17 protein-coding genes and 3 tRNA genes are annotated in these 21,285 nt (G+C 62.6%); 9 read left to right on the top strand and 11 right to left on the bottom strand.

Features of this window, described 5'->3' with window-relative positions; all coding sequences use genetic code 11:
* The first annotated feature begins 49 nt into the window (after positions 1-49).
* The 5 genes from ACH6CX_RS10230 to ACH6CX_RS10210 all read left to right on the top strand — a co-directional run bounded on the left by ACH6CX_RS10230 (position 50) and on the right by ACH6CX_RS10210 (position 7,642).
* Entirely contained in the window at positions 50-2,596 is a 2,547-nt protein-coding gene (locus tag ACH6CX_RS10230) for a TonB-dependent receptor (protein WP_233005992.1), read from the top strand.
* Positions 2,597-2,717: 121 nt separating this feature from the next.
* Positions 2,718-3,434 carry a SapC family protein gene (locus ACH6CX_RS10225; protein ID WP_233005991.1) on the top strand — a complete coding sequence of 239 codons (717 nt, stop codon included), beginning with the start codon at positions 2,718-2,720 and terminating at the stop codon, positions 3,432-3,434.
* 57 nt (positions 3,435-3,491) lie between these two features.
* Positions 3,492-5,021, top strand: coding sequence for a tryptophan halogenase family protein (locus ACH6CX_RS10220; protein WP_396675378.1), 1,530 nt, complete (start codon positions 3,492-3,494; stop codon positions 5,019-5,021).
* Positions 5,022-5,043: 22 nt separating this feature from the next.
* The gene (locus tag ACH6CX_RS10215; RefSeq protein WP_396675377.1) at positions 5,044-6,570 is read left to right on the top strand and encodes a tryptophan halogenase family protein; all 1,527 of its coding nucleotides are present in this window, start codon (positions 5,044-5,046) and stop codon (positions 6,568-6,570) included.
* Positions 6,560-7,642: a sulfite exporter TauE/SafE family protein gene (locus tag ACH6CX_RS10210; protein ID WP_233005988.1), complete on the top strand. Its 1,083-nt coding sequence runs from the start codon at positions 6,560-6,562 to the stop codon at positions 7,640-7,642. The genes ACH6CX_RS10215 and ACH6CX_RS10210 overlap by 11 nt, the downstream gene beginning before the upstream one ends.
* 430 nt (positions 7,643-8,072) lie before the next feature.
* Here the strand turns inward: ACH6CX_RS10210 and ACH6CX_RS10205 are convergent.
* From ACH6CX_RS10205 to ACH6CX_RS10155, 11 genes are all read right to left on the bottom strand, one after another.
* Positions 8,073-8,147, bottom strand: a tRNA-Gln gene (locus ACH6CX_RS10205).
* A gap of 37 nt (positions 8,148-8,184) precedes the next feature.
* Positions 8,185-8,261 (bottom strand) — tRNA-Met (locus tag ACH6CX_RS10200).
* A 186-nt stretch (positions 8,262-8,447) separates the two neighbouring features.
* A complete protein-coding gene (locus ACH6CX_RS10195; RefSeq protein WP_233005987.1) occupies positions 8,448-9,362 on the bottom strand; it encodes a DMT family transporter in 915 nt (304 codons plus the stop codon).
* A gap of 78 nt (positions 9,363-9,440) precedes the next feature.
* A complete protein-coding gene (gene ychF, locus ACH6CX_RS10190; protein WP_237064002.1) occupies positions 9,441-10,532 on the bottom strand; it encodes a redox-regulated ATPase YchF in 1,092 nt (363 codons plus the stop codon).
* 84 nt (positions 10,533-10,616) lie between these two features.
* Entirely contained in the window at positions 10,617-11,225 is a 609-nt protein-coding gene (pth, locus tag ACH6CX_RS10185; RefSeq protein WP_233005985.1) for an aminoacyl-tRNA hydrolase, read from the bottom strand.
* A 5-nt stretch (positions 11,226-11,230) separates the two neighbouring features.
* A complete protein-coding gene (locus tag ACH6CX_RS10180; RefSeq protein WP_233005984.1) occupies positions 11,231-11,875 on the bottom strand; it encodes a 50S ribosomal protein L25/general stress protein Ctc in 645 nt (214 codons plus the stop codon).
* A gap of 194 nt (positions 11,876-12,069) precedes the next feature.
* On the bottom strand, positions 12,070-13,002 hold the full coding sequence (locus ACH6CX_RS10175; RefSeq protein WP_255774742.1) for a ribose-phosphate pyrophosphokinase: 933 nt from the start codon (positions 13,000-13,002) through the stop codon (positions 12,070-12,072).
* A 246-nt stretch (positions 13,003-13,248) separates the two neighbouring features.
* Positions 13,249-13,323: transfer RNA gene (locus ACH6CX_RS10170), tRNA-Gln, on the bottom strand.
* Between the two features lie 15 nt (positions 13,324-13,338).
* Positions 13,339-14,253, bottom strand: coding sequence for a 4-(cytidine 5'-diphospho)-2-C-methyl-D-erythritol kinase (gene ispE, locus ACH6CX_RS10165; protein ID WP_233005982.1), 915 nt, complete (start codon positions 14,251-14,253; stop codon positions 13,339-13,341).
* A gap of 86 nt (positions 14,254-14,339) precedes the next feature.
* Positions 14,340-14,969 (bottom strand): lipoprotein insertase outer membrane protein LolB, encoded by a 630-nt coding sequence (gene lolB / locus ACH6CX_RS10160; RefSeq protein WP_233005981.1) that lies wholly within the window; start codon positions 14,967-14,969, stop codon positions 14,340-14,342.
* Positions 14,953-16,746 carry a tetratricopeptide repeat protein gene (locus tag ACH6CX_RS10155; RefSeq protein ID WP_233005980.1) on the bottom strand — a complete coding sequence of 598 codons (1,794 nt, stop codon included), beginning with the start codon at positions 16,744-16,746 and terminating at the stop codon, positions 14,953-14,955. Before ACH6CX_RS10155 ends, lolB begins: the two co-directional genes overlap by 17 nt.
* A 265-nt stretch (positions 16,747-17,011) precedes the next feature.
* On the opposite strand from ACH6CX_RS10155, the gene hemA reads away from it, so the two are divergent.
* The 4 genes from hemA (at position 17,012) to ACH6CX_RS10135 (ending at position 21,248) form a co-directional block, all read left to right on the top strand.
* Complete coding sequence (gene hemA, locus ACH6CX_RS10150; protein ID WP_233005979.1) at positions 17,012-18,307, top strand: glutamyl-tRNA reductase; 1,296 nt, start codon at positions 17,012-17,014, stop codon at positions 18,305-18,307.
* Positions 18,304-19,386, top strand: coding sequence for a peptide chain release factor 1 (prfA, locus tag ACH6CX_RS10145; RefSeq protein ID WP_233005978.1), 1,083 nt, complete (start codon positions 18,304-18,306; stop codon positions 19,384-19,386). Before hemA ends, prfA begins: the two co-directional genes overlap by 4 nt.
* A gap of 71 nt (positions 19,387-19,457) precedes the next feature.
* On the top strand, positions 19,458-20,285 hold the full coding sequence (gene prmC, locus ACH6CX_RS10140) for a peptide chain release factor N(5)-glutamine methyltransferase (RefSeq protein WP_233005977.1): 828 nt from the start codon (positions 19,458-19,460) through the stop codon (positions 20,283-20,285).
* Between the two features lie 51 nt (positions 20,286-20,336).
* Positions 20,337-21,248: a cation diffusion facilitator family transporter gene (locus tag ACH6CX_RS10135; RefSeq protein WP_233005976.1), complete on the top strand. Its 912-nt coding sequence runs from the start codon at positions 20,337-20,339 to the stop codon at positions 21,246-21,248.
* Positions 21,249-21,285 lie beyond the last annotated feature (37 nt).

Raw genomic sequence — 21,285 nt, 5'->3', positions numbered from 1 at the left:
AAAAATTATTAACCAACCTTCATATCAATAAAAAGGAAGGGGAAACTCGATGCTAAAGCGCAATCAACTCGCACTTTCCATTAGTGCGGCCGTGCTCAGTGGCGGCCTGATGGCTCCGCTGGCCGTTGCCCAAACTGACCAATCCCTTGAAGAGATTACCGTGACCGGTATTCGCGGTTCTCTGCAGGATGCCCTCAGCACCAAGCGCGATTCCAATGCGATTGTAGATGCGATCTCTGCTGAAGATATCGGCAAGTTCCCGGACAAGAACGTTGCCGAGTCCCTGCAGCGCGTCCCGGGCGTGACGATCCAGCGCCAGTTCGGTGAAGGTGCGGCAGTGTCTATCCGCGGTGCCGGTAACGACCTGACCCTGACCACCCTGAATGGCCAGAACGTGGCATCCACCGGCTGGTTCGTGCTGGAGCCGGCCAAGCGCAGCTTCAACTATGAGCTGCTGCCGTCTGAGCTGGTAGGCGATATCGAAGTCTACAAGAGCTCCCAGGCAGACCTGGCCGAGGGTGGTGTTGGTGGTACCGTGGTGATTAATACCCGCAAGCCGCTGGACCTCGATGCAATGACCCTGCACGGCGCTGTTGAAGCGTCTTCCCAATCCGATTCCGATTCCACCGACCCGCAGTTCTCAGGCCTGGCCAGCTGGAAAAACGATTCTGAAACCTTTGGTGTGCTGGTATCCGCCGTATCCCAGGAGCGCCAGCTGCAGCGCCAGGGCAACGAGGCATTCTGGGAGTGGGGCGCAGGCCCGGTGGCATTCGAGCAGGAGCGTAACCGCTCTGCGATCAACGCCACTTTCCAGTACCAGCCGACCGAGCGCCTGGACATCGTGTTCAATGCCATCGACATGCAGATGGAAGCGGACAATACCAACTACGCACTGTGGCTGACCCAGGGCAACTGTGGCTGGTGTGGCGTAGAGGTTGACCCGGCTGACCAGCTGAATGGCACTACCGCCCGCGGCCCCCTGAACGTCGCCTTCCTGCAGGCCCGTCCCCGCGAAGCGACCATGAATTCCGATGTATTCGATCTGTCCACTACCTACTCCGGTGACTCATACGAGCTGAGCTTCCAGGTTGGCCGCACCACCTCCAGCGGTGGCACCGACTTCGAGATGGTGCTGGATGATGGTTCCGGTGGCACCCCGATTCCGGGCGGTACCTACGATTTCTTTGGCGGCGGCCAGAGCTGGGACCTGAATGGTTTCGACCTGGCTTCCTACGACCCGGGCTCCGTAGCCATGGGTACCGGTGCCAACTTCAATGCGACCCCGAAAACCGACGAAGAGTCTTACTTCCAGGCAGACCTCGAGTTCGATGTCGAGCTGGGCCTGATCAACAGCATCAAGACCGGCATCAAGACCGCTGACCACAACGCGACCAGCCGTCGTTACGAGTTCCTGCAGGACCCGGATTTCGAAACTTCCATCGCCACGGCTGACGTGCTCGACGGCACCATCGAGGCGGGTGCCGGTGGTTATGTAATTCCGAAGCTGGACGCCGATGCCCTCAAGGCCTGGGCTCGTTCCTCCATCGTTGGCAAGGTTGAGGATCTCGGTTCCTACAGCGAGATCGACGAGACCAACGATGCTCTATATGTAATGGCAAATTATGCCGGTGACCGGGTTCGGGGTAACTTCGGCCTGCGCTATATCGCGACCGATGCCACCTCCACTTATTACCTGGACGGGCAGCGTACCGAGAGCGGTGCGGACTACTCGGAAATCCTGCCGAGCTTCAACCTGGCCTATGACCTCACCGACGAGGTGATCCTGCGTACCTCTGCGGCCAAGGTCATTGCGCGCCCGCAATACGTTGACATGTACGTAAACCCGAATGTGCTGGGTGCGGACGACGAAATCGACAACAACCAGATCTGGGTAGTGGGTAATGTTGGCCTCGAGCCCTATACCGCCAACCAGTTTGACCTGGGTGTGGAATGGTACTTCGCCGAGGGCTCCCTGCTGTCCGGTGCAGTGTTCTACAAGGATGTGTCCAATTTCGTGACCATCAGCGAGTACGCTGCCGACGCCAGCGAGATTCCCTTTGACCTGCCAGCCAGTGAAGAGGCATTCGGCTGGACGGTACAGGAGCTGGATAACGGCGAAAGTGCTGACATTACCGGTATCGAGCTGGGCTACCAGCAGGATTTCGGCAATGGCTTCGGCACCATCGTGAACTACACCTGGACCGACACCTCAACTGCCGAGGATACCTTCACCGACGGTAACCCGTTCCTGAGCGACAGCTCCGAGAACGTCTACAACCTGACCGGTTACTACGAGAATGCCATGTTCTCGGCGCGTATCGCCTACAACTGGCGCAGTGAGTACATGATTCGGGAGTCCGGTTCCTACGGTAACCGCCTGCACGATGACTTCGGCAGCCTCGACCTGAGTGGCGTCTGGCACGCGACTGACAATGTCGATGTAAAGCTGGATGTCAACAACCTGCTGGCCGAGGAGTCTGTACAGCTGGGTAACAATGCCGAGCAGACGCCGGGCAGCGGCTTTACGCCGGGCTTCCCGCTGTACGAGTACGAGACTGCTCGCCGGGTAAACCTGGGCGTTTCTGCCAAGTTCTGATCGGGAATCTGGTAGTATAAGCGGTAGCGAAGAAAGGGAAGTTTAGGCTTCCCTTTTTTCGTATAAAAAATATACTAGCTGATCATCTGACAGAATAACTACGTTACATTGATGGTGTTGTATGACTAATAAACAGTCTCCCAAAATCGTACCCCTGCAGAGCGACGTTCATGGCAAGCTGAAAGTGCGTGAACTCGGTGGCTTTGACCACGTAGAGGGTAGCCACATGGTGCCGGTCACCGCCCATGAATTCACCCGCCTGGGAGCCGAATACCCGATCGTTTTTGTAAAGAACTCCGAAACCGGGCAGTTCCAGTCTGTGGCCCTGCTGGGTCTGAAAGTGGGCGAGAACCTGTTCCTGAAGGAAGGCAAGTGGCAGGGCGTTTTCCTGCCGGCCAGCATTCGCAACCATCCGTTTGTGCTCGCTCCCAGCGGCCAGAACCAGGACCAACTGGTCGTGGGCCTGGTTGAGAACAGCCACCTGGTCAGCGAGGAAGAGGGCAACGACCTGTTCGAGGAGGGCGGTGCAGAGAGCGAGTACCTCAAGGCCAAGAAGGAGTCCCTGGTAAGCTACCTGGAAAGTGACCAGGTGACCCGGGCATTCGTGAAGGTCCTGACCGACAAGGAGCTGCTGACCCAGCAGTCCGTTTCGGTCAATGCCGGCGAGGAGAAGATCAACCTGTCTGGTCTCTACATTGTCGACGAGAAGAAACTCAACGAGCTGAGCGAGGAAGACTTTGCCGACTTCCGCAAGCGCGGCTTCCTGCCGGCGCTGTATGCACAACTGGGTTCCCTGCACCAGCTGTCAAAGCTGGCGAAACTGCAGGCCGGTGCCTGATAGACTGGCCTGTATCAGCTCATGGATAAAAGCCACGAACCGGGTGAAATAAGACATGTGCTGGTAGTTGGAGGGGGCACGGCCGGCTGGTTGTCGGCGTGCCACCTCGCTCGCAGGCTTTCCCCGGATAATCCCGATGGTGTCCGGGTCACGTTAATCGAGTCCGAAGATATCCCCACCATTGGTGTCGGTGAGGGCACCGTGCCTGCCATCAGGCAGAGCCTGAATTACCTCGGTATCAGTGAAAGCGAGTTTATTCGCGAGTGTGATGCCACCTTCAAGCAGAGCATCAAGTTTGTCGACTGGGTGCGATCCCCGGGCCAGTCTGGCCGCCGCTACTATCACCATGTGTTTGATTACCCCGACAGTCGCGCTGGCGACCTGACGCCATACTGGCTGGCACAGGATGGGGCTGTTCCTTATGTGGATGCCGTTTCGGTACAGGGCAGGGTCTGTGACCGGGGCCTGGCGCCCAAGGATATTACGCAGCCCGAATACCAGGGATATACCAGTTACGCGTATCACCTGGACGCAGCCAAATTTGCCCGCCTGCTGACCCGGCACGCAGTGGAGAAGCTGGGGGTACGGCACCTGACCGGCAATGTACTGCGGGCCAGGCAGGCTGAAAATGGCGATATCGCAGCGGTAGAAACCGATAAACACGGTGAGATTTCCGCAGATCTCTTTGTCGACTGCACCGGGTTTTCCTCCCTGTTGCTCGGGCAGGCGATGCGGGTCCCCTTCAAGGATAAGTCTGGACAACTGTTTGCCGACTTCGCTCTTGCGGCCCAGGTGCCCTATGGCGAGGAGCGTGCACCCATACCCAGCCACACCATCGCCACAGCGCAGGAGTCCGGCTGGATATGGGATATCGGCCTGCCGCACCGCAGGGGGACTGGATATGTCTACTCCAGTGCCCATACGGAGCACCAGAGGGCGGAGGACGTATTTCGCCAGTACCTGGGTAGTGCTGGTGAAACGGCGCAGGTACGCCGTATTCCCATGATGGTAGGTTACCGGGAGCGCTTCTGGCAGGGTAACTGTGTAGCCATCGGGCTCTCCCAGGGCTTTGTTGAGCCGTTGGAGGCGACGGGGATCCTGGTCTACGACGCGACGGCGCGGATGCTGGCGGATACCTTCCCGGCCAACCGGCACGTCATGGGTATTGCTGCAGACCAGTTCAACCGGCACACGCGCTACGCCTGGGACCGGGTTATCGAGTTTATCAAGCTCCACTACTGTATTTCCCGGAGGAACGACAGCGAGTTCTGGAGGGATAATCGCGATCCTGCATCCATCCCCGACAGTTTGCTCGAGAAGCTGGAGCTCTGGCGGTTCCAGCCGCCCACCGAGTATGACTTTCCCAGCAAGCTGGAAATCTTCAACCTGCCCAACTACCTGTATGTGCTTTACGGCATGGAGTACGGCACCTCCCTGGATGCTGTCCATGGCCGGTACGGCGCGGGGGGGCACGCAAACGCCCGTTTTGCCGAAATCGCACAACTCGGGCAACAGTTGTGTGAACACCTGCCGCAGCACCGCGAGCTGATCGAGAAAATCTCCCGCTTTGGCCTGCAGGCTGTCTAGTCAAATTATGTCCGTGAGTCCCATGAAAGTGATCAACATTGTCGGCGGGGGATCTGCCGGCTGGATGACGGCCATCTACCTGAACCGTTACTTCAACCAGGCCCGGAAGAATTTCTCGATCAATGTCATCGAGAGCCCGGATATCGGGGCAATAGGTGTCGGTGAAGCCACGGTCCACAGTATTCGCTTCTTTTTCGCCGCCATGGGGCTGGATGAAAAGGAGCTGATGGCCGAAACCAATGCCACGGTCAAAACCGGCATTATGTTCCGCAACTGGAAAAAACCGGTCGGGGCCAGGGTCCATGAGTACTTCCACCCCTTTGACCAGCAGCAGCCGGGGGGATCGATCGATATTTCCTCTGCCTGGCTGCTCAGTGATCGCGCCGGTAGTGAACGCTACGATGAAGCTGTCAGTATCAATTCCCACCTGATTACCGATGGACTATGCCCCAAGGCCCCCAGGTCGCCCGATTTTGGTGGCGTCACGCCCTACGGATATCACCTCGACGCCACCCTTATGGGGCGCTTCCTCCGGCGCAAGGCGGTCGAGGCGGGGGTCAACCATATTGAGGCGACGGTTTCCGATGTCGTGGTTGGCGATGGGCAGATCCGGAGCGTTGTGACTGACTCCGGATCAATTTCCGGGGATCTGTTTGTCGACTGCACGGGTTTTCGGGGACTCCTGATTGACCGCCTGAAGGCCGACAACTGGGAGTCCTTCGCAGATGCGCTGCCCTGTGACAAGGCCGTTGCGATCCAGAGAGCCCTGCCCGGGGACGGGCGGCCACGCCCCTATACCGTGGCCACCGCCCTCGATCACGGCTGGGCCTGGCAGATTGACCTGACCAGCCGCCAGGGCTGCGGTTATGTCTACGACAGCAAACGACTCACTCCATCCCAGGCTGAAGCGGAGTTGCGTGACTTCCTGGGGCGGGATTCAGAGTTCCTCAGCTGCAACCACCTGGACATGCGTGTTGGCCGGAGACAGGACTTCTGGGTCGGCAATTGTGTCGCAGTGGGGCTCGCCGGAGGTTTTATCGAGCCGCTGGAATCCACCGGGCTGCATATGATTCACCTGGGGGTTGGCCTGCTGGCAACGCACCTCGCCGGGGGAATGGGTGTGCCCCCGCTGCGGGAGGCCTACAACGCCAAGATGCGCGGTTTCTACGAGGACCTGAAGCAGTTTATTGTGCTGCACTACGCGCTGACTGACAGGGACGATACGGCGTTCTGGCGTGCGGCAGCGTCAACATTGTCCCGTTGCCCGTGGCTGGAGCAACAGCTGCGGGTCTGGGAGCACAAGATCTGCGAGCACCAGGACTTTGCCGGCAGTTTTGCCAGTATCTTTACCGACATGAATTATCGCTATGTTCTCTATGGTATGAACCGCTACCCCCGCCTGACGATGTCGCTCGATGAGCGTGATTCGACGGGGATATTCTCCCGCTTTTCCGCCCAGGTGGGCCAGGTATTGCCGGCGTGCCAGACCCATGAGCATTTTCTCGAGACGGTGCGCCAGGACATGGCCGGAGGTGACGGTGTTCAGTAAGCGCCGCTCCGGCTCCTTCCTCTGGGTCTGGTATACCGGGCTGGCCCTGTTCTATGCCGTATGGGCGCTTATTGTTTTTGGCCAGGGAAAGCTGGACGTTGCGCTCGAGCACTGGCCCATGGCGCTGGCCATGGCCTTCGGCAGCTATGCAGCGGGTTCAACCCCCATGGGAGGTGGAACCGTGGGGTTCCCGGTACTGGTGCTGCTGTTTGATATGCCCGCCAGCCTGGGGCGGGACTTCAGTTTTGCGGTCCAGTCGATCGGGATGGTGAGTGCCAGCCTGTATATCCTCGCCCGGCGGCAGCCCCTTGCCTGGGCGATGCTGCGAGGCGCATTGATGGGGGCGCTGGTGGCGACGCCGGCCGGTATCCTGTTGTTTGCCCCGCTGGTGCCGGATCTCTGGGTCAAGCTGGCTTTCGCGATCCTGTGGGGGAGTTTCGGTATCCTGCACCTGTATCGTCTGCGGGAAATTACCGCCCACGACCACACCGGTGACCCGGATTGCCCGCTCGACTTCCGGGTGGGCCTGCTGTTGGGCGGGCTCGCGGGTTTCAGTGCGGTGGCGGTGACCGGGGTGGGGATCGATATGGTGATCTATGCCGCACTGGTGCTCCTGAGCCGGGTAGATCTCAAGGTGGCCATTCCCACGTCGGTGGTGATCATGGCGTTCTCCTCTGTGGTTGGTGTTGCAGTGAAATCGCTGGCTGGCGACTGGCAGCCCGACGTCTTCGGTAACTGGCTGGCGGCGGCACCGGTGGTCGCCCTGGGGGCACCGCTGGGTGTGCTGGTGGTGAGCCTGATCGGAAGGCGGCCGACCCTGCTGGTGGTCGCCTTGCTGTGTGTGGGACAGTTTGCCTGGACCTGCCTCGCGGAGCGGGAGACATTGGGTGTAACAGGCACACTGGCTGCGATAGTGGCACTCCTGCTGTGCCTGGCTGGCTTCGAGTGGTTGCGGGTGCTGGGCCTGCGTCGCGAGGCGCGGCGCCACTCCCGTGCCCGGCGCGCCGGCGGGCCGCATTCGGAATCCCCGGCAGGGTTGCCTGTGGCGGGGCTGGCGATGGAGAGTCGCTGACCACAGGCGCTCCGATAACTGAAAGCGGCTCGAAAGGCCGCTTTTTTTATGGGCGTTTTTCCCGGGGGGCGTCATGCGGTAAAAAAGGTGAGACAAGTGCGCTGCACCGGCATCGCGACGGGCGAAAACTGGTGCACGAACCTGCGCTTTATCCTGGCTGATCACAAGAACCACCCCTACAGGACGCTTGCGTAGGGGCGCACCTTGTGTGCGCCCGGCCGGGGCTCGGGGAAACCCGGGATACAGGAAACCATAGCGCCTGGTGTTTATACCGATGCGGTGAAACTGGAGATTGGAGAGAGGGGAAAAGTGGCTGGGGCGGTAGGATGAGCTTCGCCTGTCGGCTCGCTGGTCCCCGGCGCCCCGCCGCCTCCGGCTCGAACCTGTCGAGCTCCGGAGCTTCGATCCGCTGGGTGCGAATCGGGAAAAATGGCTGGGGCGGTAGGATTCGAACCTACGCATGACGGGATCAAAACCCGCTGCCTTACCGCTTGGCTACGCCCCAGTGAAGGGATGCGAGATCTGCTCTCGCGAATTGAAAATGGTAGCAAGGGGGAGACTTGAACTCCCGACCTCAGCATTATGAGTGCTGCGCTCTAACCGGCTGAGCTACCTTGCCACTGACTTTTCAATTTGTGTCTCGGCTTAACCGAGGGCGCGCATTATCGTGCGCCTGAGGGGGGCTGTCAACCCCTGATTTTCGTTTCTTTTCAGTAAGTTAGCGAATCGAGCGATTTCTGTGCGGTCACCCTCACGGGTCCTGTTGGGCCGGCCTGTGAGGTCCAAAAGCGCCGCCCGGTTTTTGTCAGCGGCCGCGGCCGATTGCCGCAAACAGCGAGCCGCAGACCACCACTCCGGCGCCGACCCAGCTCACCCAGTTGAGGGGCTCTACTTCAATATAGTCCGGCCAGACGGCCCCGATGGCGCTGCCGATCAGCAGGGTCATCAGTGGCACCAGGGCGAGGGTGGCGCTCACCCGCGAGGCCTCCCAGTTACCCAGGGCCCTGGTGAAGGCGCCGTAGGCCACCAGGGTGTTGACCGTGAGGAACAGCAGCAGTCCCCACTCGATCCAGTCGAGCCCCCGGACGCTCAGGGGATCGGCGCCGGGCAGGAAGCACAGGGTGCCGGCGATGTAGATCAGCACCAGCAGGTCCTGGGCCCGGGCGCGGGACAGGATCTTCTTCTGGAAGAAACCGTAGACGGCCCAGCCCACTGCCGCCAGTACAAACAGTGCCAGGCCCAGCAGGTATTCGGTGTCCTGGCCTCGCAGCAGTTCCGGCAGCCTCTGGTTGAAGAACAGCGGCAGGCCCACCAGTACCATCAGGACCCCGAGCCACTGGCGTGGTGAGAACTGCTCCCCCAGCCAGATAACGCTGGAGACCAGCAGTAACAGCGGCGCCAGCTGGATGACGATCTGGGCCGCGCCCGGTGTGATAAAGCGCAGGCCGGAGGCGTAGGACAGGTAATTGGTCAGCAGGCCCGCCACTGCCAGCAGTGTCAGCGGCAGCAGCGAGCGCTGGAACAGCTGGCGCAGGTTCAGGCTGCGGTTCCACGTCAGGTAGCCTCCCGCCAGTACGGCTGCGCCGGCAAAGCGGAACCAGGTGGCGGTGGTGGCTGAAATCTCGTCCAGCAGGCCTTTCAGGGCAATGGGTAACAGTGCCCACATAAACGCGGTAATCAGGGCCATGGGCAGGCCGATGCGCCAGTTGGATTCGATCATGGGCGGCCACCGGGTCGGTTGTTGCCGGCTGTTGCCGGCAGGGGAGGGGCCCGCCACAGGCGGCGGGCAGGGCGGGTATCAGACGTTGAAGCGGAAATGGATAACGTCGCCATCCGCGACGACATAGTCCTTGCCTTCGAGGCGCCATTTGCCCGCCTCTTTTGCGCCGGCCTCGCCGTTATGGCTGACGAAGTCGTCGTAGCTGACCACTTCGGCGCGGATAAAGCCCTTCTCGAAATCGGTGTGGATCTTGCCCGCTGCCTGCGGCGCGGTGGCCCCCAGCGGGATGGTCCAGGCGCGTACTTCCTTGACGCCGGCGGTGAAGTAGGTGTGCAGGCCCAGCAGGTCGTAACCGGCGCGGATCACCCGGTTCAGGCCCGGCTCCTCCATGCCCAGCTCCTCCAGGAACTCCTGTTTTTCTTCATCGTCCAGCTCGGCGATTTCGGCTTCCAGCTTGTTGCAGATCGGCACCAGTACGGCGTTCTCTTCCGCGGCGATGGCGGCCACGGCGTCCAGGTGCGGGTTGTTCTCGAAGCCGTCCTCGTCCACGTTGGCGATGTACATGGTGGGCTTGATGGTCAGCAGGCTGAGTTCGCGCAGGCCCGCCAGTTCGTCGTCACTGAGCCCGAAGGAGCGCAGGGGCTTGGCCTCGTCCAGGTGCGGCTGGATCTTTTCCAGCAGTGCCTTCATCTTGATGGCGTGCTTGTCCTGGCCTTTGGCGGCGCGGGTATAGCGTTGCAGGGCTTTTTCCACGGTGTCCAGGTCGGCCAGTGCCAGCTCGGTATTGATGACCTCAATGTCAGCCACCGGGTGCACCTGGTTGGACACGTGAATTACGTTGTCGTCCTCGAAACAGCGGACTACATGGGCGATGGCGTCGGTCTCGCGGATATTGGCCAGGAACTTGTTGCCCAGGCCCTCACCCTTGGAGGCGCCAGCCACAAGGCCGGCAATGTCGGTGAACTCCATGGTGGTGGGGATCACTTTCTGCGGCTTGACGATCTCTGCCAGTTTGTCGAGGCGCGGGTCGGGTACCGGCACCACGCCGGCATTTGGCTCAATGGTGCAGAAAGGAAAGTTCTCGGCGTCGATGCCCGCTTCTGTCAGGGCGTTGAACAGGGTGGATTTGCCCACGTTGGGCAGGCCGACGATACCGCAAGTAAAGCCCATGGTCTGGTTCCTGTTTGCTCGTTCAGCGATGGGTCGCGGTTGCGCCCATACGGTGTATTGTTTCCGGGAAAGCGATCGGGCGATCTATTTTGCCGCCGCTCTGGCGGAGTGGAGTTCCTTCATGGCTGCACCCCAGTCACCGGCGGCGGCCATGGGGGTAACGTCCACGGCCCGGTCGATGGCGTCTGCCAGTTGCTCCTGCTCGGTGCGCGGGGCCCGCTGCAGGACGAACTTGACCACTTCGCGGGCGCTGCCCGGGTGACCGATGCCCAGGCGCAGGCGCATGAAATCGCGGCTGTTGCCCAGGGCGGAGATGATATCCCGCAGCCCGTTGTGGCCGCCATGGCCGCCGCCGGCCTTCAGGCGCGCGGTGCCCGGTGGCAGGTCCAGCTCATCGTGAGCGACCAGGATCGCTTGCGGGGGAATCTTGAAAAAGTTCGCCAGCGGGCCGACGGACTGGCCGCTGCGATTCATGTAGGTGGTGGGGATCAGCAGGCGAATGTCCTGCCCACCGATGCGTACCCGGCCGGAGAGACCGTGGTACTTGCTGTCTGACGCGAGCTGGACGCCGTGGCGGCGTGCCAGCTCGGTGACATAGTCGGCACCGGCATTGTGGCGCGTCCGGTCGTACTCGGGACCCGGGTTGCCGAGTCCCACGATCAACTGGATGGGCGTGTCCGGTGCCTTCGACAAAGCGCTTACTCTTCGCCGCTTTCGCCTTCGGCAGCTTCGCCTTCGCCTTCTTCGGCTTCAGCTTCAACAGCGCCGCGGGGCTTGTGCACGGAAGCGACAACCAGGTCGTGGTCTTCGCCGTGGCTCAGGTCCACAGACTCGACGCCGGAAGGCAGCTTGATGTCGGAGATGTGCACGGTCTGGTCCAGCTCCAGGTCGGCCAGGTCTACCTCGATGAACTCGGGCAGCTTGGAGGCCGGCGCGCTGATGTCCAGCTCGGTCAGGGTGTGGGAGACGATGCCGCCTGCCTTGACGCCCTTGCAGCTGTCTTCGTTCAGGAAGTGCAGCGGCACTTTCAGGTGAACCTTGGTGTTGGCGGACACGCGCTGGAAGTCGGCGTGCAGCAGGATCTGCTGGGCCGGGTGGCGCTGCAGGTCACGCAGGATCACGGTCTCTTTCTTGCCTTCGATATCGAGGGTCAGTACGGAAGAGAAGAAAGACTCGCTCTCCAGGGCCTTCCACATCTGGCGGGCTTCAATGGAGATGGAGGCAGGCTTGGCCTTGCCGCCGTAAACGATGGCGGGTACACGGCCTTCCTCGCGACGCAGGCGGCGGCTCGCACCTTTCCCTTCGTCGCTGCGGACGGTGGCGTTCAGGGTGAAATCAGACATGGGGTAAACCTCTGGTTGTCTGTCCAGGGCGACCTGCGACCGGACCGCTCTGGCATTGCTGTAAACGGGTCCCGGGTACCCCGGGCCCAATAGTAAACGCCCGGTGGGGCCGGGCGGGCGCGTATTCTAAGGGAATCGCAGCGGCGGCGCCAGTGGCGCCTGCCGTTTTTCCGGACTTCGGGTCCGCCCCGGCGTCAGGACCGGAACATCGCCGACAGGGATTCCTCGTTGCTGATGCGGCGCACTGACTCGGCCAGCATGGCGGACAGGGTCAGCTGGCGGATTTTGGGCGCCTTCTGCATCTTGTCGCCCAGCGGGATGGAGTCGGTGACTACCAGTTCATCCAGCACGGAGTTGTTCAGGTTGTCGATGGCCGCACCGGAGAGCACCGGGTGGGTACAGTAGGCGACAACTTTCTTGGCGCCGTGCTCTTTCAGGGCGTTGGCGGCATTGCACAGGGTGCCGGCGGTGTCGACCATGTCGTCCACCAGCAGGCAGGTGCGACCGTTGATTTCGCCGATGATATTCATCACCTCGGCGACATTGGCGGCCGGGCGGCGCTTGTCGATGATGGCCAGGTCGCACTCGAGGCTCTTGGCCACGGCGCGGGCGCGCACGACGCCGCCGATGTCCGGGGAGACGACAACCAGGTCTTCATAATTCTGGCGCTCGATATCGTCCAGCAGCACGGAGGAGCCGTAGACGTTGTCCACCGGTACGTCGAAAAAGCCCTGGATTTGCTCGGCGTGCAGGTCCACGGTCAGTACCCGGTCAATACCGACGCTGACCATCATGTCAGCTACGACCTTGGCGGAGATGGGTACGCGCTGGGAGCGCACGCGGCGATCCTGGCGGGCATAGCCGAAGTAGGGCACAACTGCGGTGATGCGGCCGGCAGAGGCACGGCGCAGGGCGTCGACCAGCAGGATCAGTTCCATCAGGTTGCGGTTGGTGGGCTGGCAGGTGGACTGGACCACAAAAACGTCGCGGCCGCGTACGTTATCGGTGATTTCCACCGCAATCTCGCCATCCGAAAAGCGTTTTACCACGGCCTCGCCGAGGGGGATTGCCATCTGGTCAACAATTTTCTGCGCCAGTTCCGGGTTGGCATTGCCGGTAAAGACCATTAAGTCAGCCACTGCGTGTACCTTTTGATCCGATGAAGTTGATGTCGTTGAAGTTTAGATGCCTGCGGTTGTGAAAGCTTGTAGCGCGCAGTAGCGTCACCTTTTGCTGTGGCGGCACAGGCGCCGCGGAGGAAGTTGAACATCAGTTCTCTGTGGCACCGGGGAGTGCCGGGAGCGGCTTGCGGACATGTGCCGCAAACTGCGCTTTTCATCGAAAACACGGACGTTTTCGCTGAAACTTAAAAGTGGCTGGGGCGGTAGGATTCGAACCTACGCATGACGGGATCAAAACCCGCTGCCTTACCGCTTGGCTACGCCCCAGTGGATTGCGACTGTTTATTGAGTCGCCTTCGCGAGTCGCTCGTGGGCAGGGGAAATGTTCACGCCTGCCGCGACAAAGCCCTCCCACTTGGCCGGTAGTTGTCGCAGAACCTGTTGCGCTTCATAGGCGCTGTCGAATGCTGCGAAAACACAGGCCCCGGTGCCGGTCAGTTGCGCCCTGGCAAACTGTTGCAGCCACTGCCTGGCTGCACGCACCGCGGGGTAGAGGTCTTCCACCAGCGGCTGGCAATCGTTGCTGGAATGTCTTTCCAGCCAGTCTGTGTCCAGCCGCCCGTCGCGAAGGTGCGGTAATGTAATTGCGCCGGAATCTCTTGTCAAACGGGGGTGGCCGAAAACGGCAGCTGTGCTCACTGAGCAGCCAGGTACCACCACGATAAAGTGGCGTGTCGCTGTCTGCACCGGGACCAGTTCCTCTCCCACCCCTTCGGCCCAGGCAGTGTGGCCGCGCACGAAAACAGGGACGTCGGCGCCCAGTTGTCGTCCCAGTTCCGCCAGGGTGTCGACAGGCAGGTCGCATTGCCAGAGATGGTTGAGGCCCAGCAGAGTGGTGGCGGCATCGCTGCTACCGCCGCCGATTCCACCGCCCAGGGGCAGATGCTTGTGGAGGTGGATATGTGCACCATGGCTGCTGTTGCTGTGCTCCTGCAGCAGCCGTGCAGCCCGGTAAACCAGGTTGTCGGTAAGCGGGATGCCGGCGGCATCGCCGTCGGATGCCAGGGTAATGTCCTTTGCATCGGTTCGGGTAAGTGCCAGCTCATCCCCGAAATCCAGTAACTGGAACAGGGTCTGGAGTTCGTGGTAGCCGTCGGGCCTGCGGCCGAGAATGCGTAACAGCAGGTTAAGCTTGGCGGGGGCCGGCAGCACCAGGTCTGCCGGCGGCCGGTGTGTGTGTGGCTCTTCCAGGGGCATAGGGAATGGGCAATACGTGCGTCGTAAAAGGCGCAATCATAGCGCCTCCCGGCCCCCTGTGCATGGGCCGGGCGCCTGCACCCTTCCTAGGTCTGCCATTCCTTGATGACGAGGGTTACCTTCACCGGACCCGCCGCCTGGTTGGTGCGGGCCTTGATACGGGTGGGGAGGGTATAGCGGCCTACCCGCTGGTAGTCGCTGAACTCCAGTTGCCAGCCAGCCTGCTGCAGTGCCTGTAGCTGGCCGGCGGAATTGCGCTTTTCACCGGCAGTACCTCCCGGTGCCGGCAGGCCACGAACCCAGTAAAACATCTCCCGTACCGGCAGCGGCCAGCCCAGCATCTGCTGGGTGAGCTGGGCCGGGTTGGCGGCGCGCATGGGGGGCTCGCTGCCCCGCTTCAAGCTGACGCCACCGGAGTTACCGGTGATGATTGTGGCGCCGGCCCCCAGGGGACCGCTCAGGTGAATGCGGTAGTTGGCGGCGGCTTGCTGCTCCCAGTTGATGTTGGCGCTGCCATTGTCTGTGGGTGAGCGCACACCCAGCTTGCCGGCAATGGTAAAGCTCTGCAGTTGCTCCACCGAATGCCCACCAGTCCCGGGTACCGGTACGGGCAGTGGATTCTTTTGCTGCCCGGCGCAGGCGCCGAGCAGCAGTGCCACAAGTGCGATGGTTAGGTGGTTGAACCGGGCCCGATGCCAGTCAGCTATCCGAAACATGCTGCTCCATGGTGTCTCTGATCCGCAGCCGCTCCATGGCAGCCGGGATAATCTTGCTTTCCGGGTTGATCTCGAGCCCGCGTTTCCAGACCTTAACGGCCTGTTCACGATTGCCCTGCATCCACAGCACCTCACCCAGGTGGGCGGCGATCTCGTGGTCGGGCAGTTTTTCCAGTGCCTGTTCCAGGTACTTCACGGCCTCGGTGTGATTGCCCTGACGGTACTCTACCCAGCCCATGCTGTCGATAATGGCGGGGTCGTCCGGGCGCAGCTCCAGCGCCTTCTCGATCAGTTCCCGGGCCTCGTCGAGGCGGTCGTCATAGTCCGTCAGCTTGTACCCCAGTGCGTTGAGGAGGGTGGCATTGTCGGGATCCCGGGCAATCAGCTTGCGCATGCCCTGCTCGAATTCGGTCGCGTTACCCAGTTGTTCGTTCACCAGCGCCTGGGTATAGAGCAGCCGGCCGCTGTCGTTATGGTCCTCGACCGCGCGATCCAGCAGCTGCAGGGCTTCCTCCGGCCGGTCGTGGCGGCGCAGCAGGTCGGCCTCCACCAGGTAGAAATGCTCGGCCTGGTCCGGGTGACGCTGGCGCAGCTCGGCGAACCAGTCCCGGTTGTCGTTGGAGAGGCCGTTGGTTGCCAGCAGCTCGGTGCCGCGCTTGATGGCGTTGAGATAGTCGTTGCCCGGGCCCACCTGGCGATAGTGGGTCACTGCCTGCTCGAAACGCTGCTCATCCTCGGCAATACCGCCGAGGTAAAAATGCGCAGCGGACTCATGCTCTTCGAGTTCCAGCAGCCTTTCGAACAGGGGCTTGGCGGCGGCCAGGTCTTCGGTTTCGAAGCGGATCAGTGCCAGGGACAGGATCAGGTTGCCATCCCTGGGGCGTTGCCGCACCAGTTCGGTGAACTGCGTCTGCGCCCGCTCCAGATCTTCGCTCACCAGAAGCCGTGCATACTGCAGGCGCAGGCGGCTCTCCTGTGGGTAGAGTTCCACCAGCTTTTCCAGCATGGCGATGGCTTCCGCCTCCTTGCCCTGGTCAACCAGCAGGTGGGATTCCAGCAGGGGAGGATCCAGGAGGTCCGGGTGGCGCTCCTGGACCCGCTGCACAATGGCCAGGGCCTCGGCATAGTTCTCGGTGGCGCGCAGGGTCATGGCGTGGGCCAGGGCGGCCTCGGGATTTTCCGGGTATTTGTCCGCCAGGCGCTGGAAGGTGGGCTGGACCGACTCCGTCAGTTCGCGATTGGACACCGCGGTGGCAGCCAGGGATTGCAGCGGGGCATCGCCGCCCAGCGCCAGGGCCAGCTCGGCATGCTCGAGGGCGGTATCCAGTTCCCCGGCGAGGGTCAGTTCGGCAGTGACTGCCAGTTGTGCCTCGGCACTGTCCGGTTCCAGCTCCGCCCACAGGCGCGCAGATTCCAGCGCCGCGCGGCGGGCGTTGAGAAACCGGGCGATACGGGTGGCCCGGGCCGCGATGCCGGCATCCCGGGTGCTCGCCGCCTGGTGGTAGTAATTGGCCAGGGCGACATCATACTGCTCGCGATTGCCCGCCACTTCCGCCACCAGCAGTGTGTAGAAAGTCTCGATGGGGAAGGCGCGTGTTTCAGCCACATCCGCTCCAGCGGTCGCGGCCCCGGTGCCGGCTTCCCTGGCGGTGGACATTTCCGCCGCCTGCTGCGGCGCCTGGACGCAGGCCACCAGCAGGCATGAGGCGGTGAGGAGGCAGGCCAGGGGGTGAATCCGGGGGTTGCGGGAGAGGGGCGAAAGCCGAAGTGCTGGCATAGGGCGTATCCATACGTTGTCGCCGCGCCGGGAGGGCGTGGAAAGCGTGATCCGTGTGTCGGTAGCCGTATAATTCTAGTCGCGAATTGCCCGCCGGGCTTTGCTTCCGCCGCCATCCGCGGTGACGCGCAGAGCCCCGGCGCTTGCAAGGCGGGCTGCGGGGCCTGAAAATGCGCCACCCTGACAGCCCTTGCGACCCGGGCCGGTACGACTGTGGAATAAGACAGTCCGGCGGCCCGACTTGTTTCATTGCCAGCGAGAATTTATGCCGATCCTTGCCCTGGGTATCAATCACGACAGTGCACCAATCGAGGTGCGCGAGCGGGTGGCGTTTGCCCCGGAGGTGATGCCAGCGGCCCTGGAGGAGGCTCGCGCCGCGCTCGACTGTCCGGAGCTGGCCATCCTGTCTACCTGCAATCGCACCGAGATCTACGCCGACACGGATCCCGACCGGCTGCTGGGGTGGCTGGCGGAGTACCACGGCGTTGCGCTCGACCAGTTGCTGGGCTGTACCTACCGCCATACCGGCGAGGAAGCGGTGCGCCATATGATGCGTGTCGCCTGTGGCCTGGACTCGCTGGTGCTGGGGGAGCCCCAGATCCTCGGGCAGATCAAGTCGGCTTACGCCGTTGCGCAGGAGTCGGGCAGTGTCGGCAGCCTGCTGCACAGTGTGTTCCAGCAGGTGTTCGCGGTGGCCAAGCGGGTGCGCACGGAAACTGCAATCGGTGAGAATCCCGTGTCCGTGGCCTATGCCGCGGTGTCCCTGGCCTCGCGTATCTTCACCGACCTCACCCGGCAGACCGCGCTGCTGATCGGTGCCGGCGAGACCATCGAACTGGTGGCCCGCCACCTGCGGGAGCAGGGTATCGACAGGCTGATCGTGGCCAACCGGACCCTCAGTCGCGCCGAGCAGCTGGCGCAGGAGCTGGGCGCCGAGCCGATCCTGCTGGCGGATATTCCCGAGTACCTGCCGCGGGCCGACATTGTGATCAGTTCCACTGCCAGCCAGTTGCCGATCCTCGGCAAGGGCGCGGTGGAAACCGCCCTCAAGCAGCGCCGGCACCGGCCGGTCTTTATGGTGGATATCGCCGTGCCGCGGGATATCGAGCCGCAGGTGGAGCAGTTGGACGACGTCTACCTGTACACCGTTGACGACCTGCGCGGGGTGATTGATGAGGGGCGCCGCTCGCGCGAGGCGGCCGCCCGCGCCGCCTATGAAATTGTCGAGCAGGCGGCGACAGAATTTATGCGCCAGTACCGCTCGCTGGGTGCTGTGGACACGATCCGCACCTATCGCCAGCAGGCGCAGGAAATTGGCGATGCAGAGCTTGAGAAGGTGTTGCAGCTGCTGGACAAGGGCGGCGACCCGCGCCGCCTGATGCAGCAGCTGGCACGCTCCCTGACCAATAAACTGATCCATGCACCCACGGTGAACCTGAAGCGCGCCGCCGGAGGGGATCCGCAGCGCCTGCGTATCGCGCGGGAGATCATCGGCCTGGAGGCACCGGCCAAGCCGGGGCCGGAGAGCCGCAAACTGGAAGGCACCAAGAAGAACGGATGAAAGACTCGTTACTGAATAAACTGGAAAACCTCGTCGAGCGTCACGAGGAAGTTTCCGCCCTGCTCGGCGATGCCGATATCATCAGCGACCAGGCGCAGTTCCGCGATCTCTCGCGCGAGTTTTCCGAGCTGGAAGAGGTGGTGCAATGTTATGGCCGCTACCGGCAGGTGCGCGAGGATATGGACGCGGCCCGGGAAATGCTCGACGAGAGCGATGCCGAGATGCGCGAGATGGCGCAGGAAGAACTGCGCGAGGCAGAGGGCCAGCTGGAGCCCCTGGAACGGCAGCTGCAGACACTGTTGCTGCCGCGCGATCCCAACGACCGTAAGAATGTCTTCCTCGAAATCCGTGCCGGTACCGGCGGCGACGAGGCGGCGATATTCTCCGGTGACCTGTTCCGTATGTATTCGCGCTATGCCGAAAAGCAGGGCTGGCGTATTGAAATCATCAGTGAAAACCCCGGTGAGCACGGCGGCTACAAGGAGATCATCTCCCGTGTCAGCGGCGACGATGTATACGCGCGGCTCAAATTCGAGTCCGGCGCCCACCGGGTGCAGCGGGTGCCGGAAACCGAGTCCCAGGGCCGGATTCACACCTCCGCCTGTACGGTGGCGGTGATGCCGGAGCCGGACGAGCAGGATGCGATCGAGATCAACAAGGCCGACTTGCGCGTGGACACCTACCGTGCGTCGGGTGCCGGCGGCCAGCACGTCAACAAGACTGATTCCGCGGTCCGCCTGACCCACATTCCCACCGGGATTGTGGTGGAGTGCCAGGACGAGCGCTCACAGCACAAGAACCGCGCCAAGGCCATGGCGCTGCTGCAGGCGCGGCTCAGCAGTGAGCAGGAAGCGGCCGCCGCCCGGGAGATTTCCGACGCACGGCGCAACCTGGTGGGCAGTGGCGATCGCTCCGAGCGCATTCGCACCTACAACTTCCCACAGGGACGGGTCACCGATCACCGCATCGGGCTGACCCTCTACAAGCTGGATGAGATCATGCAGGGTGGCCTGGCCGAGGTCATCGAGCCCCTGCGCACCGAGCACCAGGCCGACCAGCTGGCGGCGCTGGGGCAGTAAGCCCGGTCCCGCCCGAACAGGCGGGCCGGGTTTGCCACAGGAATCCCGCGGACATTACGAGAAAACCGGCCATGGCCACCATCAAGCAGAATCTCGCCCGCAGTGGTGAACTGGAGCACAGTGACAGCGCGCGGCTGGATGCCGAGGTGCTGCTGGCGCACCTGCTGGGGAAAACCCGCACCTGGCTCTATACCTGGCCCGAATACGAGCTGGGCACAGAAGAACAGCAGCTGTTTGACCAGCTGCTGGCGCGCCGGGCGGCGGGCGAGCCGGTGGCTCATATCGTCGGCCGGCGGGAATTCTGGTCGCTGGACCTGAAAGTCGATACCTCCACCCTGATCCCCCGCCCGGAGACCGAGCTGCTGGTGGAGACCGCGCTGGAACTCTGTCCGCAGGAGCAACTGCGCGCGCTCGACCTGGGTACCGGCAGCGGGGCCATTGCCCTGGCGCTGGCCACCGAGCGCCCGGGGTGGCACCTGCTGGCGGTGGACAGGTCTGCCGCTGCGGTGGCTCTCGCGGACGAGAACCGCCGGGCGCTGGGGCTGGAGAATGTCGAGGTGCGACAGAGCGACTGGTTCAGCGATGTTCCCCGCGGGAAGTTCGGCCTGATCGTCAGCAACCCGCCGTATATCGACGCCGCTGACCCGCACCTGCAACAGGGCGATGTGCGCTTCGAACCGCGCTCGGCGCTGGTGGCTGAGAGAGGTGGATTTGCCGATATTGAGCGCATCGCCACCGCCTGTGGCGACTACCTGGAAAACGGTGGCTGGCTGGTGGTGGAGCATGGTTGGCAACAGGCCGCCGGCGCGCGCAGAATATTTACCGCGGCAGGGCTGCACGAGGTATCCAGCCGCAACGATTACAGCGGCCGGGAGCGGCTCACGCTGGGCCGGAAGTAGCCCGCGCGGCGCCCCCGCAATAATTTGAAGCCATCCAGGGAAGCAGCGGCGATGCACGAACACTCACACCATCATCACGGCAGCGGGCACCTGCGTCCCCTGGTCTGGGGGCTGGTGGTCACCTTCGCCTTCGCGCTGGTGGAGGCTGTGGGTGGCTGGCTCTCCGGGTCGCTGGCGCTGCTGGGTGACGCCGGCCATATGGCCACGGATGCCCTGGCCCTGGCCCTGGGCGCGGTGGCGGCCCTGCTGGCGCAGAAACCCGCCGACCGGCAGTTGTCCTATGGCTGGGGTCGCGCCGAGGTGCTGGCGGCGGTGGCCAACGCGGTCTTCATGCTGGTGATCATCATTGCCATCGGCGTGGCGGCCATCGACCGGCTGCGTTCACCGCAACCGGTGCAGGGGGGCATGGTGATGCTGATTGCGGCCATCGGCCTGCTGGTGAACCTGTTGGTGGCGTGGATCCTGCACCGCGGTGAGCAGACGCTGAATATCCGCGGTGCCCTGCTGCACGTGATGGGTGACCTGCTGGGTTCCGTGGCCGCGCTGGTGGCGGGGGCGGTGATTCACTTCACCGGCTGGACGCCGATCGATCCCCTGCTGTCCCTGCTTATCTGCCTGCTGATCCTGGTATCCAGCCTGCGCCTGCTGCGGGATTCTGTCGATGTGCTGATGGAGCGGGTGCCGCGGGAGCTGAGCCTGCCGGTGGTGGGCAAGGCGCTGGTGGCAGTGGAGGGGGTACGCTCGGTGCACGACCTGCATATCTGGCGACTGGATTCGCGCACGGTGTCGCTGTCGGCACATATTGTCGTCGATGACCTGGAGGCCTGGCCCGCTGTGCTGGAGCGGCTGCGGGATACATTGGTACGGCGCTTTGACATCGACCATATCACCCTGCAACCAGAGCCGCTGGGCGAACACCATATCCATATCATCGACCGGGTATCCGGCCAGCCCCGCGAGTGATCGCCGGGCCAGCCGTCAGAAACCGGGGGCCGGTAGT

The organism is Microbulbifer sp. JSM ZJ756 (assembly GCF_044383805.1).
GTDB classification, from domain to species: domain Bacteria; phylum Pseudomonadota; class Gammaproteobacteria; order Pseudomonadales; family Cellvibrionaceae; genus Microbulbifer; species Microbulbifer zhoushanensis.
Note: the sequence above shows the minus strand (reverse complement) of the source record. Positions and strands in the feature narration are given on the sequence as shown.

Coding starts and splice junctions, on each gene's coding strand:
- ACH6CX_RS10230 (WP_233005992.1), top strand. CDS start 50: ATGCTAAAGCGCAATCAACTCGCACTTTCCATTAGTGCGGCCGTGCTC.
- ACH6CX_RS10225 (WP_233005991.1), top strand. CDS start 2,718: ATGACTAATAAACAGTCTCCCAAAATCGTACCCCTGCAGAGCGACGTT.
- ACH6CX_RS10215 (WP_396675377.1), top strand. CDS start 5,044: ATGAAAGTGATCAACATTGTCGGCGGGGGATCTGCCGGCTGGATGACG.
- ACH6CX_RS10195 (WP_233005987.1), bottom strand. CDS start 9,362: ATGATCGAATCCAACTGGCGCATCGGCCTGCCCATGGCCCTGATTACC.
- ychF (WP_237064002.1), bottom strand. CDS start 10,532: ATGGGCTTTACTTGCGGTATCGTCGGCCTGCCCAACGTGGGCAAATCC.
- ACH6CX_RS10180 (WP_233005984.1), bottom strand. CDS start 11,875: ATGTCTGATTTCACCCTGAACGCCACCGTCCGCAGCGACGAAGGGAAA.
- ACH6CX_RS10175 (WP_255774742.1), bottom strand. CDS start 13,002: ATGGTCTTTACCGGCAATGCCAACCCGGAACTGGCGCAGAAAATTGTT.
- ispE (WP_233005982.1), bottom strand. CDS start 14,253: ATGCCCCTGGAAGAGCCACACACACACCGGCCGCCGGCAGACCTGGTG.
- lolB (WP_233005981.1), bottom strand. CDS start 14,969: ATGTTTCGGATAGCTGACTGGCATCGGGCCCGGTTCAACCACCTAACC.
- ACH6CX_RS10155 (WP_233005980.1), bottom strand. CDS start 16,746: ATGCCAGCACTTCGGCTTTCGCCCCTCTCCCGCAACCCCCGGATTCAC.
- hemA (WP_233005979.1), top strand. CDS start 17,012: ATGCCGATCCTTGCCCTGGGTATCAATCACGACAGTGCACCAATCGAG.
- prfA (WP_233005978.1), top strand. CDS start 18,304: ATGAAAGACTCGTTACTGAATAAACTGGAAAACCTCGTCGAGCGTCAC.
- prmC (WP_233005977.1), top strand. CDS start 19,458: ATGGCCACCATCAAGCAGAATCTCGCCCGCAGTGGTGAACTGGAGCAC.
- ACH6CX_RS10135 (WP_233005976.1), top strand. CDS start 20,337: ATGCACGAACACTCACACCATCATCACGGCAGCGGGCACCTGCGTCCC.